Genomic DNA, 16,399 nt, shown 5'->3' with positions numbered 1-16,399 from the left:
ATGATGATAAAGCGTTCAGGGAAAATCCTGCTGTGCATAGCTTTGTTGTTGATGCAGATGGATGGGGTATTCGGATACCGGCAAGCCTTCGCGGCCACCGCGGTTGCACCGAAGCTTGTTGCCGGTTACTATCATACCGTTTCGCTCGTAAGCAGCGGTGAGGTTTACTCTTGGGGGTATGGAGACAGGGGGCAGCTGGGCGACGGCAGTTGGAATACCCGGATCGCTCCGGTCATGGCGAAGAATTTGAACCATGTCATTGACATACACTCCGGCGTCCGCAGCTCCATGGCGCTCCGACAGGACGGAACGGTATGGACCTGGGGGGCAAACGAGAACGGACAGTTAGGAATCGGTACGACAACGAATGTGAACGCTCCCGTGCAAGTTGCGGGTTTAAGCGGGATCAAGGCCATATCGGGCGGATTGGGCTATCACGGCATGGCGCTTACCGATAACGGCAGCGTATGGACTTGGGGGAAAAATGACAACGGCGAGCTGGGCAATGGAACGAGAATACAACAAAACGCTCCGGTTCTGGTGAACGGTCTAAGCGATGTGACGGCGATTGCGGCTGGGGGATACTACAGTCTTGCACTGAAATCGAACGGTACCGTATGGGCCTGGGGCGTGAACGGAAGCGGGGAGCTTGGCGACGGGACGACAACGGACCGATACGTTCCGGTGCAGGTTGACGGGCTGACGGACGTCATTGCGATCGCTGCCGGGGGTTCCCACAGTTTGGCCGTTAAACAAGACGGCACCGTCTGGGCATGGGGAAAAAACACATACGGCATGCTTGGGGACGGCACGAGAACAAACCGAACGAAACCGGTGCAGGTTCGGAACCTGGAGCATATTGTTGCGATTGCAGGCGGAGGGTACCACAGCCTAGCAGTGGACCAAGCAGGAAACGTATGGAGCTGGGGGGATAACAGTCAGAAGCAGCTCGGCCTGGGCTCTAATGTTTCCGGCCTAATTCCGGTCTCTGTGTCAGGGATCGAGCATGTTCGTGAAATTTCCGCGGGAGGCTTTCATAGCGTGGCCATGAAAAAGGATGGAAGCGTCTGGGCATGGGGCTCTAACGCCGGAGGACAAATTGGGGATGGGACATACAATAATACGAGGGATATTCCTACCCTGTCGAAGGCCGTGCTGGATACCACGACCCCGGATCCAGGGGGCGGGATCTTGAATCCGTACAGCATTACCTCGGACTCGGTTGGATTGGAGTGGCCTAAGGCCCGTGACAATATGACGGAGCAGCACGAGCTGCAGTATCTGTTATATATATCCGGCAGCCCGAATGTCGGGGATGTCAGTCAAATGGAGAGGAATGGAATGCCGGTCGGAAGCTACGCGGCGGATCAAACCGGACTTGTAGTAAACGGACTTACGGAAGGTACGGATTATTATTTTAATGTCATTGCCAAAGATGCCGTCGGCAGGAAAAGCGCATACCGCATGCTGAAGGTGACAACCAATTGGCCGCAAATCTACTCGTTAACCTATGACGGCAATGGACATACCGCAGGGAATGTTCCGGTAAGCAGTGGTTTGTTTGCCAGAGGCGACGAAACGGTTGTGGCGGGCAATACGGGTCAGCTGGGTAAGGAGGGGTACACCTTCGTCGGCTGGAATACGGAGGCCGATGGAAGAGGGATCGATTATCCGGCCGGCGGCAAGATTACCTTCGGAACGCAGGATGTCACGCTGTATGCCAAATGGAGTAAGAACCCGGCACCGACCGAACTTACGGCGGTATCGTATATACCGGCTCATCAGTCAGTAGGCGTTGAAAGTGATGCGACCCTGCAGATTGTCTTTAATGAAGACGTGATGGCTGTGTCCGGTAAGTCGATTACGATTAGGCAAGCTGCGGATCAGCGCGTTGTGGAGAGTTTCGATGCTGCCGATGCAGGTAAAGTAGCGATTCTCGGGAACGCGGTGACTCTAGATCCGTTGGCCGATTTCGACTATGGAAAGAGCTATTATGTTGAGATTGAGTCGGGGGCCTTTGCCGGTAACCATTCGGGCACCTATTTCACCGGAATTCAAGGTGCTGATACCTGGAGCTTTACGGTCAGGGAACCTGCGGCCCCGGCGTATGACGCCACCTTGCAAGTATTGGCGCTGAATTCACCTGGAGGAGAAGTCGGTCTGAGCCCTGCATTCAATAGATATCACTATGATTACAAGGCACAGGTAGCCAACGAAAATGATCGCCTCACGGTGACTGCTCAGGTGTATGACGCCCGTGTGCAGGTAACGGTTAGCGTGTACGGGGAAGCCGGGGATTTGGAAGTGGGGCCGATCAATATCCTCTCCGGCCAGGAGAGCCCGGAATTGCCGGTTTCCGTCGGCAACCATGTCATCGAGGTCGTTATGACGGCGCCCGATGGCCAGCACCTGAAATATAGAGCGATGGTCACAAGAGCGTCGTCAACCGGAGGTGGAACGCCTGAAGAACCGGGAGGAGGTTCGTCTCCTGGAGGCACCGGCTCAAGCTCGGAATACGCTAATTCAGGTGCATCAGGCAGTGCCACGCCATCAGAGAATAAGGTGAATGTCAGAGTTACGCTAAACGATGAATCTCAGGAAGGGATGGTTACAGGCTTGTTCCATGAGACAGATGGACATACTGTCGTTTCGATGAAACTGGATACGGCAAAGCTGGAAGCACGTTTAAGGACCGTGGAATACAATCCGGTTATCGTCATTGCGCTTGCACAGCCTGCGGATCATGTCTCCCTGGAAATAAGCGGAGCTGCAATTAACCATCTTGATGCTAAGCAAGGCGCCATCGAAATCCGATCTGTTCTCGGTACATTCCGTGTTCCTGCTGCGGTGATGGCGTCATCGCGCTGGAAACAGTCGGGAAGTTTGGATCAGCTGATAGCAGCGGATCCAATGTTGGTGACTCTGACGATGGCGGCCAGCAATGCAGCTAAGGTAAAGGCCGTTCAGAAGGCGGCGCTGCAATCCGGCATAACCCTTGTCGGTTTGCCTGTCGATTTTGAGATTACAGCTAAGATTCATGACCAATCCCTGCAATTGGATCCGTTTCAACAATATGTGGAGCACCGAATTTCTTGGCCACAGGGACTGTCTGGCCCAATGACTACAGCTGTTGGGTTGGATGAGAATGGAGATTTCTATCATATACCGACGCGAATAGAGATGAAGAAGGATGGAAGCAGCGAGGCTGTTTTGCACCGTCTCGCTGCTGGAACCGTTGCTTTCGCATCTCATCAAGCGAGCGTTGCCGATGTTTCGTTTCATTGGTCCAAGGATGCCGTCAACGATCTTGCTTCGCGAATGATCCTGAATGGAAACGGACTTGTCGATGCTGCGGCAGGCACAAGTGCGAATCAGTCCGCGGCGCTTCATTTCGCGCCGAATGCTCAAGTGAACCGTGCGGAGTTTGCTGCTATGATCGTGAGGGCACTCGGTATGCCTGAGGCGAAGGGCGAAGTCCCTGCTTTTCAGGATGTCAGCGCAGGCGACTGGTATTCCGCCGTCGTTGCACAAGCTGGGCAGTATGAGCTTCTTCAGGGGTATGAGGACGGCCGTTTCCGGCCGGCTCAAGGCATCACGCGCCAAGAGGCGATGGCGGTCATGGGTAGAGTCATGGAGTTGGCAGGATTAACGACTGCAATGAATGAGATGGAATCAGCTGCTGTCCTTTCATCTTTCAAAGACCGTGAAGACCTGTCCCCTTGGGCCAGACCGGCTGCGGCTGCACTGGTGAAACTAGGAATTATCCATGGATCATATGAAGACCTTATGCCGCTGCAGGGGCTGTCCCGCGGCGAAGCAGCAGCCATGCTGCAGCGACTATTGAGAGCGGCAGAGCTGATTGATTGAGCGCCAAACAAAGACTTCCTTAATGATGGAGGAAGGTTCGAGAAGCAGCTCATATGTTGCTTGCTTCATCTAAATAGAAATCAAGTTTCAAAAGGATGCCATCAGGCATCCTTTTTTTTGCAGGTATGTTTGCAGGATACCGAGAAATTGAAAATAATGCGTTTTCATCCTGATCCTTGTCGAAAACGTTTGATCAAATGTTGGCAAATTCCGAACATTATCGACATTTGGATAAGGTAATGTTCTGTGATATCCGCAGTTTTCCACCAAATTTTTGCTAAAAAACACATTAAACTACATAAAACGCTAAAATTTTTGTTTTGACATCTGCTTGTCTATACCATAGGATAATAGTATAAAAAGTGCTCACTTAGGAGGATAAGGTCAGGAAATGAAAAAGACATGGTCAATTCTATTAACACTCGTATTATCCGTTGGATTGCTTGCAGGTTGCGGCAATAATGATAAGTCTACTGACAGTGGTGCAGCTAATGGCGGTTCTGAAGGATCTCAAGATAAGAAACGCATTGCACTTGTTCTCCCCGAGAAGATCGGCGTGAATCCTTTCTTTGCATTGATGGACGAAGGATTGCAGAAGGCTGCTGCCGATTTCAATGTCGAAGTGAAGACGATTGAATCGACAGACCCGGCTTCGATTGAGCAAAACCTGCGTACGGCGGTTGCCGAAAAATATGATTTGATTATTACATCCACCTTCCAGATGGAAGATGCACTGAAGAAGGTTGCACCGGAGAATCCGGATGTGCCTTTTGCCATTATCGATACGGTAGTGGATTTGCCGAATGTCCGCAGCGTCGTATTCCGCGAGCATGAAGCAGCTTACCTGCTTGGTGCAGCAGCTGGATTGGCTACGAAGACCAACAAGGTTGGCAACGTGGTTGCAGACGACATTCCTATTATGCATAAATATATGACCGGCTTTGCAGAAGGTGCAAAATCGGTAAACCCTAACGTTGAAATTTTCGTTAACTACGTCGGCGGTTTCACAGATCCGGCTAAAGCGAAGGAACTCGCACTCCTGCAGAACTCCAAAGGTGCCGATTTCGTTGCAGGCCTTTCCGCTGTTGGTGATTTGGGCGTATTCGAAGCCGCGAAAGAGAAAGGCTTCTACGCTTCAGGACAAGATACGGATAACACGGGCACGGATCCCGAGCACGTTGTGCTTGCTCAATTGAAAGGTACAGACGCTGTTGTCTACGAAACGGTTAAAGACTTTGCAGAAGACAAATACTCATTCGATATTCGTGATTACGGTCTGAAAGAAGGCGGCGTGGGTCTTACTTACGTAACCCATGAGAGCAAAACACCGCTTAACCCATTCATTGGACAAGACATCGTGGATCAGCTTAAGGTGATTTCCGACGATATTATCGCCGGAAAGATTAAAGTAACCAACGCATTGGAACAAAATTAGTTCTCACCTGGACCGGCTGCACATGAGCAGTCGGTCTTTCATTCAGAAGCGAAAGGAAGGCATGACTCGATGCTACTCCAGATGGACAATATTACGAAAAAGTATGGCGAGTTTAGCGCAAACCGCGGCATTGATTTTTCGCTGCGCGCGGGTGAGGTTCATGCGATAGTCGGGGAAAACGGTGCAGGCAAAACGACGCTGATGCGGATATTGTACGGGATGGAGCAGCCAACCTCGGGTACGATTCGGCTGAATGGCAAGGAAGTTTCGTTTGCAAGCCCGCTTGACGCGATTCAAGGCGGAATCGGCATGGTGCACCAGCACTTCATGCTGTTTCCTACGTTTACGATCGCCGAGAATATCGTGATCGGCAATGAGCCGGGCTCAGGTGCAGGGTTTGACCGCAAGCAAGCCGTGAGAATCGTGGAAGGACTCTGCGAAAAATACGGCATGAAAGTGGACCCGCGCGCCACCGTAAGCAGCAGCGCCCCCGGCGTGCAGCAGCGGGTTGAAATACTGAAGGTGCTGTATCAGGGCGCCGAGATCATTATATTGGATGAGCCAACAGGCGTGTTGACGCCGCTTGAGGTTCAGGAGCTTCTGGATGCCATTAAACAGCTCTCCAAACAGGGAAAGAGCTTTATTCTGATCAGTCATAAGCTGAACGAGGTCCTTGATGTGGCCGATCGCATCACGGTGCTCCGTGACGGCGCCGTCACAGGGGTAGTGGAGAAGGGGAATACCGATGCCCATGAGCTTTCCCGTCTCATGGTCGGCCGTGAGCTCATGGAGCTGGATCGTAAGCCGGTCACGCCCGGCGAGAAGGTGCTGGAAGTATCGGATGTTTCAATCCGCGGTACGAAAGGAAAGCCGGTTCTGGACGGCGTCAATATGGACGTCCGTGCGGGTGAGGTTGTCGGGATTGCCGGTATTTCCGGCAACGGGCAGTCCGAACTGCTTCAGGTGATCTCCGGTCTGGCTCAGCCGGACAGCGGGCGAATCGCCGTTTCGGGCAAGGACGTGACCGGCATGTCGACAAGAGAAATACGGGAGCACGGATTAGCTCATATTCCCGAGGATCGGTATGTGTGGGGGGCGAATCGCATTGCAACCGTTATGGATACCGGGCTTATGGGTCACCATCGCCGCTTGCAGAAGGGCGGCTTCCTCAATCTGAAGGACATCCGTAAGCTGGTTTCCGGATGGATTCAGAAGTTCTCGATCAAGACGGGCTCCCTGGAGACCAGCACGCAGTATTTATCCGGCGGCAATCTGCAGAAGCTGATCGTCGCACGGGAACTGGAGCAGGGAACACCGTTCCTGATCGCAGCCGAACCGACGCGCGGCGTCGACATCGGGGCCATGGAGACGATTCATGGCGAGCTGCTCAAGCGGCGCGAAGAGGGCACGGGAATTTTGCTCGTATCGTCGGAATTAACGGAAATCTTGAAGCTGTCCGACCGCATTCTGGTTATGTTTGAAGGCCGGATCGCGGGCGAGCTGTCGGCGAAGGAAGCGACAGAGGAGAAATTGGGACTGCTGATGGCGGGAGGAACCTTGTAATGAATAAATGGACAAAATTTACGCTTCCGCTGCTCCAGCCGATCGCCGCCATCATTGTGGGGTTGCTCGCCGGTGCCATTGCCATCATGATTGCCGGCGGCGATATCCTGCAGACTTACGCGGAGATGTGGAAGGGTGCCTTCGGCGGCATGTATTTCTTCACGAATACGCTGTCCCGGGCGACCCCGATCATTCTGATCGGTCTGGGCGCGGCGTTTGCCTTCCGTGCAGGTTTCTTTAACCTTGGCGCGGAAGGTCAGATGGTGTTTGGCGCACTCGCTGCCGCATTGGTCGGATTGTACATGCCGGGTCCCGGCTGGCTGGTGTGCATCGTTGCGATTCTAGCCGGTGTTATCGCAGGTGGATTATGGTCGGTGATGGCCGGTTATTTTGATGCCCGGTTCCGGGTGAACCTGCTGATCTCCACGCTGCTGCTGAACTATGTGGCGGTATTGTTTGCAGGCTATCTGGTTGCCTATCCGCTGAAAGACCGTTCGGGCTCGGCTGCGATGGCTCAATCCGAAATGCTGGATAACAGCGTGTGGCTTCCAAAGCTGATTTCCGGCATGCCGCTGCATGTAGGCTTTGTGCTCGCTGTGCTGGCTGCGTTGATTATATTCGTTCTGCTGAAGCGCTCCGTGATTGGTTACGAGGTGCGGATGCTTGGCGGCAACCCGCTGTTTGCCCTGTTTGGGGGCGTTAAACGCGGTCCCATGATGCTTGGGGCCATGTTCTTCAGCGGCGGCTTGGCCGGACTTGGCGGCGCCGTTGAAATTCTGGGCTCCCAGTATCGTTATATCGATGGTGCATTATCTACGGCCGACTATGCCTGGACGGGCATTATGGCTGCATTGTTGGCAGGATCGCATCCGATCGGCACGCTGATTGCATCGATCTTTTTGGCCGCGCTGCAGACAGGCGGTATGGGCGTGGAACGGAATACGGAAGTGCCGCTTGAGGTAGGAGCGATCATCCAAGCCGTGCTGATTCTCTTTATCTCCGCCCGATTCACATACAGCTTCCTGAAGCGCAGAAAGGGGAACAAATCCGATGGAACAGCTGTTTGATCTTGCTTTAATCAACTCGGCCCTCCGCGTGCTCACTCCGATCTTGCTTGCGGCCCTCGGCGGTGCCCTGTGTTCGCGCGTCGGATTGTTCAATGTCGGTCTGGAAGGCTTTATGCTGCTCGGGGCTTTCTCTGCCGTGGTGGGGAACCACTTCTTCGGCAACGTCTTTTATGCGATATTGTTCGCGATTGCGATCGTTTCGATTTTTTCTTTTATATTTGCTTATCTCAGCATCAATCTGCTGGCGAACGTCATTGTGGTCGGTATCGCGATGAATGCGTTGGCGGCAGGATTGACCACGTTTAGTTTACGGGCTATTTTTGATGTAAAAGGTGCATTTTATGATAATACGATGGTCGGGCTGCCGAAATGGAACATTCCGATTATCGAGGATATTCCGGTGCTCGGTCCCATTCTGGCCGGCCTGACGCCGCTTGTCTATCTGTCGTTTTTGATTGCGGGCCTCATGTGGTATTATTTCTATCGCACGAAGAATGGCTTCCGGTTCTTGGCTGCCGGCGAAAATCCGCTCGCTGCCAAAAGCGTGGGCATCCGTGTAAGACGGTATCAGTATGGAGCCGTGCTGGCGAGCGGCGTGTTATGTGCGCTTGCCGGCGCGCAGCTGTCGCTTGGACAAGTGACGATGTTTACGGAAGGCATGACGGCCGGGCGCGGCTTTATCGCGCTCGTTGCCACGATGCTGGGCCAATCGGGTCCGCTTGGGGTAACGGCGGCAAGCCTGCTGTTTGGCTTTATGGATGCACTCAGCATCCGGTTCCAGGGGCTGGCGCTGCCAACGCATTTTACGCAGATGCTGCCTTATGTCGTGACGATTCTGGCGATGTTCTTCTTTAAGGACAAAAGCTTCCAGCAGGATGCGCTGAAGCAGGGATCCAGCTCCAGATAGGCGCGTACGCCGCGCCGCGACGACCTGTGACTGAAGTCATCCAAACGATAAGGATGCAACAGCGATCAAGCGTAAAGGAGATGAATTTGGTGCACAAAAAGGCAGAACGATTGAAAAAAATGAAGCCGGTGGCGGTGAGCAACCTGACCGAGGAACAGCGTGCCAAGCTGCCGCCGGGGCAGACGCTGACCGAGAAATTCCCCATTTTGCACGAGGGGGAGGTTCCTCATTACGACATGTCGGAGTGGACGCTCAAGGTGTTCGGGGAAGTCGAAGAGGAACGGACGTTTTCTTATGAAGATATATTGGCGATGCCAACGGTGACCGTGAACGCGGACATTCACTGCGTCACGCGCTGGTCCAAGTTCGATACGGTATGGGAGGGAATCCTGTTCCGGGATTTCCTGGCGGGGCTGAAGATCAAGCCGGATGCCAAATACGTCATGTTTCATGCCGATCCCGATTACGACACGAATGTACCCATCGAGGATCTGCTTAAGGACGATGTGCTGCTGGCCTATCGCTTTAACGGCGAGCCGCTGACGGACAAGCATGGCTGGCCGCTGCGTACGGTTGTGCCGCATCGCTATTTCTGGAAGAGCGCCAAATGGCTGCGTGGCATCGAGTTTATGAAGGAAGACCGCCCGGGCTTCTGGGAACGCAACGGCTTCCATAATGAAGCAGACCCGTTTAAGGAAGAGCGGTTTAGCGGCGAGGCGCTGGATATACCCGAAGACGAATGGACACGTAAGGAGTTTGACTAATATGTTGATGCCTATTTTGCAAGTGAACTCGGAAGATATACCTGAATTTGTGATCGTCTGCGGCGATCCCAAGCGTGCGGAGACCATTTCCCGCAAGCTTACAAACGCGCGCGAGCTCGCGTTCAGCCGCGAGTACCGCACCTTCGTGGGAACGTATGAAGGCGTTGAACTCGCGGTAACCAGCCACGGGGTTGGATGTCCGGGAGCTGCAGTTTGTTTCGAGGAGTTGATCCGCGCGGGGGCGAAGACATTGATTCGCGTGGGCACGGCCGGGTCTTATCGGGCGGATACTCCCGCGGGAAGCCTTGTGGTCAGCACGGCTGCGATCCGCACGGATGGCCTGACGAAACAGCTCGTGCCGGACGGCTTTCCAGCGGTTGCAGACAGTCAGGTAGCGGAGGCGCTGTACGAATCCGCGGTTTCAATTGGCGAAGGCGTGGTTCGCAAGGGGATTACTGTAACCCTGGACGTGTTCTTTAACGGCGTTGAAGAAGTACCGCACCAGAAGTATAAAGCAGCAGGAGCGCTCGGCGTCGAGATGGAAATTGCGGCGCTGTACGTCGTTGCGGCGATCCGCGGCGTTCGCGCAGGCGCGATTGTCGCCATGGACGGTTTTGCCGACGCCGACCTCGCGGCCGAGTACGACCCGAACACGAATGTGGTTGCCGACGCGGTGGAACGCGAAATTAACACGGCCCTGCAGGCTGTGGTGAAGCTGGCGAAGCAGGGTTAGTAAGGGGTAAGAAAGCCGGGTTTCCTGAGCGTAAGCTGCAGGAGACCCGGCTTTTTATTTTGCGTGAGATGAATTCGGGGAGTATCAGGAACTTGCAGCTGCAAATCCAGTCATACCCATCTTTACTGTTTGGACGGCTGGACCGTGAAGAAGGGAACCTTCTCAATACCCACAGCTCGAACATAAGTGAATAGTTGCCCTTTATGGTGGATTTCGTGGTCGACCATGTTGCTCAGCCACACTTTTCCTGGGGCAACAAACCCGTTAAAGTCCAGCGGCTGCTCCAGCAGGATGTCGGACAATTCATTAAAAACCGCTGTAGTCGATTCGGTCGAGGCTTGCACGATACTTCTAATGTCATCGATGGTTTCGAATTCGGTGGAAATAGAGGGTGGAGAGAACGAGCCTTTTACAATGGAGCGCAGGAACATGTCTGAGGACGCCGCAATATGAACTGCTAATGCGCCCAAGGTATAGGCGTTCTCCCACGGTTTATAGTCCAAATGCTCGCTCTGAACGTCCTGCAGCAGATGAAGCAAAACCGTACGGTGTTTATGCCATCGTTCGAATAGCTGTTGACCTTCATGACTCATGATTTGTCCTCCTTGATCGATCACAGAATAATTTTCTTGGATGATGCGGCTAATTTGCGGTTCATAAAACAGTTCGATAAGAAATAGCGGATTCCTTCCCTACGCGTTAAGCTGTAGCCAGATGTTGAATTTAATAATTTTGGAAAAAGCAGTTGCAAAAATAAAGCGTACCGTATATACTGAGTTTAATTAGTGATTGGTCAATCAATAATGGATCGAAATGAAAGAAAGGAGGGGAAGAAATGGCTAGAGCATCAACCTCTGCGAATCGGCGCAATGATATCGTGGCGGCAGCCATCGAAGTGTTTGCAGAAATTGGGTATTATCGCGCGACAACGGCTCAGGTTGCCGAACGGGCAGCGATATCACAGCCTTACGTCTATCGGTTCTTTACCAAGGAGTCGCTGCTTGTGGAATCGCTGGCTGTTTCCTGGGAGCGCATTGTGAAGGCATTCCAAGCGGTGATCGAATCCGCTTCTTCAGAGAATCTGGAGTTGGGTTTGATTCAGGCATACGAAGGGATTGTGCAATCGCATCGCAGTGAGATCCTGCTCCAGATGCAGGCGCAGACGATTCAGGAAGCGCCCATCCGCGAAGCGATGCAGCAGGGAATGAATGAGGTGAAGGATCTCGTGGAGAATGCCTTTGTGCGAGCGGGATTTGAGGATGCCGACAAGAAAACCTCCGATTTTCTGGCCCGGGGCATGCTGTGCAATGTAGCTATGGCGATGGATATGCCGAATATGATGCCCATAAGATAGAGCACGCCCAGGCGCGCTCTGACAGTGCTGCACCGCGTACCTCAAGACTGGTGCGCGGTGGGATAAGGGCACTTTTTTATAAATCATTGTGATTGATCAATCAATAACTTGTAAATTAGTGTAGATTAGCTTTAGGAGGTGATACGGTTGGCTAAACTTCATCTTAAATTCGTTGATGGCATATTCGTTGCAGTCACCCTGTTATGCGTGCTCAGCTGGTGGGATTAAGGACAGGGGACGTTATCGTCATTGTCAGGTTAACTAAATGAAGGGAGCGAAATGATCATGAAGGAAAATATGGACTCCATGTGGTTCTCAAAGTATTCGTTCTTGTTCGGGGTTATAACGGTACTGCTGGTATTGTTCTCGATGTGGGATTAAAGGATGGAAGCACGCTGACCACGGGGGGTTAGCGTGCTTTTGTGGTTTGCGGTGCTGAGTCAATTAATGAAGAGGCTTAGCATTCGTATCGAGAGATGCCGTTTTTTTCTGTTTGAGCGTAACGAAAGCTACAAGGATGCCGATTAATGTTGTTACTGTATTTATAATGAAAGCGATCCGAATGGCTCCGTTCAAATCACCAGGATCCATTGACTCCATAGGCGTATTTGTACCCAAGCTTGACGAGATGATTGCCATGATGACAGCTAATCCCACGGCTCCTCCAATTTGCTGTCCGGTCGAGACGATCGAGGATGGAAGACCTTGCTCGTTCATATGGATATTTGAACTGCCGGCAATATACATTGTCGTAAATACGAACGCCTGACCTAGACCGATGATGACCATGCCCGGGATGATGCCCCACGCAGAGTCTGTTTCCGACAATCCGGTAAGGAGCATAAAACCGATAGCACCAAGGCCCATACCGCCGGCAATGGTACCGGCAACGCCAATGGTGGATATCATTTTGTTTATCAGCTTGGCACCGAGAAGAGCGCTTAAGGTCAGCGGCAAAAAACTGAGACCCGACTGGACGGCAGTATAGTGAAGAACCTCTTGGGTATACAGCGTTAAGAAGTAGTAGAGCGTTCCGAATGACGCGGAAAAAATGGTGGCGGTCAGAGCGGCACCGGTTAAACTGCGCAATCGAAACAGTCTAAAGGGAATCAAACGCTCCCTCGTCCGGGTTTCGATAATAACAAACAAGATGAGCAGAACTATTCCTATGACCCCGGGGATGATCGTTCTGGAATTCAGCCAGCCATCTACCGGAGATTGAATCAGATAATAGACAATCAGCAGCATGCCTGCCGTTACAGACAGTGAGCCGGCCACGTCAAAATGGCGTGAACGGGACGATGTTCTGCTCTCCTTCAGGGCGATCGGTGCAAGAATAAGGACAAGAACGGCAATCGGCACATTCACGAAGAACGTCGACTGCCAACCGATGTAACTCGTTAATAATCCGCCGAGAAGAAGTCCAAGCGATAAGCCGACTCCACCCATCGCAGCCCAGATTCCCATGGCACGATTGCGTTCTTGGCCTTCTTCAAAATTAGACATGATCAATGACAAGGTAGCGGGCGATAGAAGGGCGCCTCCAAGACCTTGAAGTCCCCTTGCAATAATTAACAGGGACTGGGAGTCAGCCAAGCCGCCAAGCAGAGAACCCAGGCCGAATAATCCCATGGCAATCATAAACATTCGGCGTCTGCCGAGCAGATCGGATAATCTTCCCCCGATAAGGAGGAACCCCCCGTAGACCAATGAATAAGCGCTGACTACCCATTGCAGATGCAGGGCCGAGAAACCAAGTTCCGCTCCAAGGGACGGTAATGCAACAAATATAATGGTGTAATCCAGCGCAAGAATGAGCTGGGATACGGCTAACAGCACCAATGCTAATCCTTTATAGTTGTTTGGATTCATATCGAATGAACATCCTTTCATCATGTTTTTAGACTAAATAGTCTGGAATTTGCAAAAAAAATTAGGTGTTGAAAATACTCACTCCTAGATAAGTAAAAGGCATAACTACCACCTCCTTTCTAGACTGATTGGTCTGAAATATCTAAAAAATGATGAAGCGAAACCCAATCGCTTCATTATTTTTTTCATTCTTTATTAGGCATCCAGTGCAGACAGCGTGACTGCAGCGATATCGTCCAATACCGCCGGATTCGTTGAAAGCTTCGCGGCTTGCGTTAACGCATATCGCGCATGATATAAATATCTGGCAAGCGCCCGCAGGTCATGCTGCCGATCGGTTAATTCACCTTGCTGCCGGGCACGGACCAGAGCCGTGTAGAAGGCTTCTTCCAGTCGCTCCGAATCCTGCCGGAACAATTGCGCAATCTCTGGATTGTGAGGAACCTGGTCAATGGCACTGTGCAGGATAAAGCATTCATTGCGGCGCTGCTCATCCTTAAGCACGGTGACGATCTCTTTAAAGATCGCGGCCACGGACTCCTTCACCGAACCGGGACGTTGCAGGATGGAGACGGCCGCCGCTGATTTCTCATTCACGTAGTGTTTCACAGCTAATATGAACAGATCCTTTTTCGTCCCGTAGGTGTCGTATAAACTTTGTCGTGCTATGCCTAACCCGTCAAGCAAATTTTGCAGCGATGTGCCCTCGTAACCGTAGTGGCCAAAAATCTCCATGGCCTTATGAAGAACAAGCGTTGTGTCGAACTCTTTGCTTCTTCCCATGGTCTTCATGACGCCCCCTTTAATTACACATCATATATTTTCCGGACTGTTTGGTCAAGAAAAATAATTTTTGGAGAAATCCATCAGATTCTTTTGCCCAAACGTTATATTAACAGAAAAGACAAAACGAAAAGTGAGAGGTTGGCTAATGCAAGTATGTGATCTCTATGAAAACCTGAAGGACGATGTCCAGCGTTATGCCAGATCCATCGCCAAGCATGCCTACGAAGCGGATGATCTGGTCCAGGATGCCTTTATGAAGGCCATCAAGGAGCCGAACCTGGCAGCTCAGCCCCTTCACAAGCAAAAGGCCTGGTTCTTCAGAGTCGTCAAAAATCGCATGATCGATATTAGCCGCCGGGAGAAGCGGCTCGTATCGTGGGAGGATGACCTGGACGTGGCCGAGCTCCCCGTTTCAAGCCGCAATATCGAAATGACGGAATGGCTCGCCCGTTTGCCGCAATCGCAGAGTGATATTGTGTTTAAGCGCTTTTGGCTCGGCATGTCCAGCCAGGAAATCGGCGAGCAGCTGGGCATGCCGGCAGCCACCGTTCGGTACAAATTGCAAACCGCCATCAAAAAATTGAGAAAACTATGGGAGGAAGATATGAAATGAGCAGAATCATTGAAAATGTGGGAATGTTGGATCTTACGCAGGCAACGGAGGAAACCGTAACAAGCATCGAACGGATCGGAAACGTAGGTCTTGTGATATACCGGGCAGAGACGGCACACCTGCTCACGCTGTTGAAAAACACAGGCAATATCGGCAAGACGATTGAAATCCCCGAGGGACACCGTTATTACAGCGGCACGCTGCGGCTGGACGAGGAATATTTTCAGCTCTTGGAGCAGCCGGATCGCGTATTCGTCAACGGTACGGTCATCATCGATAAAGGAGTATCCCTCGAAGCATTCCAGAATGGGACGCTGCACCTGGTGGTCAACGGCGAGGTTTATGCTCCCCGGCATCTGGCCGCTTCCGTTACCTCTGCACTCCTCAAAGTGGGAGGCGCCAGCGCGGAGATTCACGCTTACGATTACGAACCCAGGTTCGAGTCCGGGAAAGTGCAGTTGAACAATGCATACCTGTCCTCCAGCAGCGAGCCTATGGAGCTGGTCCTGAGCGGCATGGTTCACTTGGATAAGGAGCTGGATATGGAGCAGTTCATGGCCCGGATTGAAAGGATCCAAGTTAACGGAAAGGCGATTATCCATGAACATCAATCCCCATATTTTTATGAAAAGTTGAAAACGATAAACGGCTTGGTCGAGGTGATCCCGGCAGGGTTCGAATATGTAACCAAACCGTTAAGGCTAAACGCAAGAACTGTTCGGCGCTTTAAAGGCCATAAACTCTACACGAAAAAGCCGCTCATTCTCGAGGCGGACGTGACTCGGGACGCCTTCAGCCAGGCCGTGTCGGAGATACAATCAACTTCGTTTATCATTTGTGGCGAAGAGATCGAGGATCTGGTTTGGGAGCGCTGCCCGAACCTGAATACGGAAATCGTAAGTTACGAGCGGCTGTTTGTGTTCATCAACGGCGAGGAGACCTGGTCAAAGGATCAGCTGGCGGCTTTGGGGCAGCCGGCGAGCTTCATCGTTGACGGGACGCTGACCTTTGATGATGACGTCACCGAGGAAGATATTAAAGCCTCGGTGTCCTCCCTGGATCTTTTTGGCGAAGTCGTTGTAGGGGAAAAAAGAATTAAAGGCATTTTGTACCCTTACCTTCGGGTAAACAATGGAAGTATTATAGTGAAGGGGACGGAAGAGGAGCTTGCAGGTATTGGTAATGTCGGAATGTTGTCGCTATAAAAAGAAATGAGGAATGAAACCATGAATATCAATAATGAAGATATTGCCAAACAGCATGTTCGCGATCTCCGTCAGGAACTGGAACGATGCCGGATGGCAAAGCAAACACGGATCACAAGTGGTGTGGCTGCCATTTCGAAGGGGAGTACACGGAAATCCGATGGAAAATGGAAGTCTTTACTTGAAACCATCATCATGATGGGAAGAAGAATGCTCTAATCCGGCAGAACGGG

Annotated in this window: 14 protein-coding genes; 11 read left to right on the top strand and 3 right to left on the bottom strand. The window is 51.9% G+C overall.

Translation table 11 applies throughout. From position 1 onward, the window contains the following. From AK95_RS17960 to AK95_RS17930, 7 genes are all read left to right on the top strand, one after another. Window positions 1-3,867 carry an RCC1 domain-containing protein gene (locus AK95_RS17960; protein WP_235613142.1) on the top strand — a complete coding sequence of 1,289 codons (3,867 nt, stop codon included), beginning with the start codon at window positions 1-3 and terminating at the stop codon, window positions 3,865-3,867. A gap of 391 nt (window positions 3,868-4,258) precedes the next feature. Continuing rightward, window positions 4,259-5,302 (top strand): BMP family lipoprotein, encoded by a 1,044-nt coding sequence (locus AK95_RS17955; RefSeq protein WP_071221268.1) that lies wholly within the window; start codon window positions 4,259-4,261, stop codon window positions 5,300-5,302. Between the two features lie 69 nt (window positions 5,303-5,371). Continuing rightward, window positions 5,372-6,865, top strand: coding sequence for an ABC transporter ATP-binding protein (locus AK95_RS17950; RefSeq protein WP_071221267.1), 1,494 nt, complete (start codon window positions 5,372-5,374; stop codon window positions 6,863-6,865). Continuing rightward, window positions 6,865-7,932 (top strand): ABC transporter permease, encoded by a 1,068-nt coding sequence (locus AK95_RS17945; RefSeq protein ID WP_071221266.1) that lies wholly within the window; start codon window positions 6,865-6,867, stop codon window positions 7,930-7,932. The genes AK95_RS17950 and AK95_RS17945 overlap by 1 nt, the downstream gene beginning before the upstream one ends. Continuing rightward, window positions 7,916-8,839, top strand: coding sequence for an ABC transporter permease (locus AK95_RS17940; RefSeq protein WP_071221265.1), 924 nt, complete (start codon window positions 7,916-7,918; stop codon window positions 8,837-8,839). The genes AK95_RS17945 and AK95_RS17940 overlap by 17 nt, the downstream gene beginning before the upstream one ends. 89 nt (window positions 8,840-8,928) lie before the next feature. Then, complete coding sequence (locus AK95_RS17935) at window positions 8,929-9,603, top strand: sulfite oxidase-like oxidoreductase (protein ID WP_071221264.1); 675 nt, start codon at window positions 8,929-8,931, stop codon at window positions 9,601-9,603. Between the two features lies 1 nt (window position 9,604). Continuing rightward, entirely contained in the window at window positions 9,605-10,336 is a 732-nt protein-coding gene (locus tag AK95_RS17930) for a nucleoside phosphorylase (protein WP_071221263.1), read from the top strand. Window positions 10,337-10,458: 122 nt separating this feature from the next. On the opposite strand, the gene AK95_RS17925 is transcribed toward AK95_RS17930, so the two are convergent. After that, the gene (locus AK95_RS17925; RefSeq protein ID WP_071221262.1) at window positions 10,459-10,929 is read right to left on the bottom strand and encodes a DinB family protein; all 471 of its coding nucleotides are present in this window, start codon (window positions 10,927-10,929) and stop codon (window positions 10,459-10,461) included. 242 nt (window positions 10,930-11,171) lie between these two features. On the opposite strand from AK95_RS17925, the gene AK95_RS17920 reads away from it, so the two are divergent. After that, window positions 11,172-11,690, top strand: coding sequence for a TetR/AcrR family transcriptional regulator (locus AK95_RS17920; RefSeq protein WP_071221261.1), 519 nt, complete (start codon window positions 11,172-11,174; stop codon window positions 11,688-11,690). A gap of 444 nt (window positions 11,691-12,134) precedes the next feature. Here the strand turns inward: AK95_RS17920 and AK95_RS17915 are convergent, their stop codons facing one another. Beyond that, on the bottom strand, window positions 12,135-13,562 hold the full coding sequence (locus AK95_RS17915; RefSeq protein ID WP_071221260.1) for an MFS transporter: 1,428 nt from the start codon (window positions 13,560-13,562) through the stop codon (window positions 12,135-12,137). Window positions 13,563-13,757: 195 nt separating this feature from the next. Continuing rightward, the gene (locus AK95_RS17910) at window positions 13,758-14,345 is read right to left on the bottom strand and encodes a TetR/AcrR family transcriptional regulator (protein WP_071221602.1); all 588 of its coding nucleotides are present in this window, start codon (window positions 14,343-14,345) and stop codon (window positions 13,758-13,760) included. Between the two features lie 148 nt (window positions 14,346-14,493). Here AK95_RS17910 and AK95_RS17905 point away from each other — a divergent pair, with 148 nt between their 5' ends. Genes AK95_RS17905 through AK95_RS17895 form a run of 3 tightly spaced genes read left to right on the top strand, consistent with a single transcriptional unit; the run spans window position 14,494 to window position 16,385 of the window. Beyond that, window positions 14,494-14,961 carry an RNA polymerase sigma factor gene (locus AK95_RS17905; protein ID WP_071221259.1) on the top strand — a complete coding sequence of 156 codons (468 nt, stop codon included), beginning with the start codon at window positions 14,494-14,496 and terminating at the stop codon, window positions 14,959-14,961. Then, window positions 14,958-16,166, top strand: coding sequence for a hypothetical protein (locus tag AK95_RS17900; RefSeq protein WP_071221258.1), 1,209 nt, complete (start codon window positions 14,958-14,960; stop codon window positions 16,164-16,166). Before AK95_RS17905 ends, AK95_RS17900 begins: the two co-directional genes overlap by 4 nt. Before the next feature lie 21 nt (window positions 16,167-16,187). Continuing rightward, window positions 16,188-16,385: a hypothetical protein gene (locus AK95_RS17895; protein WP_071221257.1), complete on the top strand. Its 198-nt coding sequence runs from the start codon at window positions 16,188-16,190 to the stop codon at window positions 16,383-16,385. Window positions 16,386-16,399 lie beyond the last annotated feature (14 nt).

Origin of the sequence: Paenibacillus sp. LC231 (assembly GCF_001860525.1) — a bacterium.
Classification (GTDB): Bacteria; Bacillota; Bacilli; order Paenibacillales; family Paenibacillaceae; genus Paenibacillus_AQ.
This window is presented reverse-complemented; position numbering and strand designations above follow the sequence as displayed.

Excerpts from the sequence above, each read along its gene's own strand:
- AK95_RS17960 (WP_235613142.1), top strand. The coding sequence starts at position 1 with ATGATGATAAAGCGTTCAGGGAAAATCCTGCTGTGCATAGCTTTGTTG.
- AK95_RS17955 (WP_071221268.1), top strand. The coding sequence starts at position 4,259 with ATGAAAAAGACATGGTCAATTCTATTAACACTCGTATTATCCGTTGGA.
- AK95_RS17950 (WP_071221267.1), top strand. The coding sequence starts at position 5,372 with ATGCTACTCCAGATGGACAATATTACGAAAAAGTATGGCGAGTTTAGC.
- AK95_RS17945 (WP_071221266.1), top strand. The coding sequence starts at position 6,865 with ATGAATAAATGGACAAAATTTACGCTTCCGCTGCTCCAGCCGATCGCC.
- AK95_RS17940 (WP_071221265.1), top strand. The coding sequence starts at position 7,916 with ATGGAACAGCTGTTTGATCTTGCTTTAATCAACTCGGCCCTCCGCGTG.
- AK95_RS17930 (WP_071221263.1), top strand. The coding sequence starts at position 9,605 with ATGTTGATGCCTATTTTGCAAGTGAACTCGGAAGATATACCTGAATTT.
- AK95_RS17925 (WP_071221262.1), bottom strand. The coding sequence starts at position 10,929 with ATGAGTCATGAAGGTCAACAGCTATTCGAACGATGGCATAAACACCGT.
- AK95_RS17920 (WP_071221261.1), top strand. The coding sequence starts at position 11,172 with ATGGCTAGAGCATCAACCTCTGCGAATCGGCGCAATGATATCGTGGCG.
- AK95_RS17915 (WP_071221260.1), bottom strand. The coding sequence starts at position 13,562 with ATGAATCCAAACAACTATAAAGGATTAGCATTGGTGCTGTTAGCCGTA.
- AK95_RS17910 (WP_071221602.1), bottom strand. The coding sequence starts at position 14,345 with ATGGGAAGAAGCAAAGAGTTCGACACAACGCTTGTTCTTCATAAGGCC.
- AK95_RS17905 (WP_071221259.1), top strand. The coding sequence starts at position 14,494 with ATGCAAGTATGTGATCTCTATGAAAACCTGAAGGACGATGTCCAGCGT.
- AK95_RS17900 (WP_071221258.1), top strand. The coding sequence starts at position 14,958 with ATGAGCAGAATCATTGAAAATGTGGGAATGTTGGATCTTACGCAGGCA.
- AK95_RS17895 (WP_071221257.1), top strand. The coding sequence starts at position 16,188 with ATGAATATCAATAATGAAGATATTGCCAAACAGCATGTTCGCGATCTC.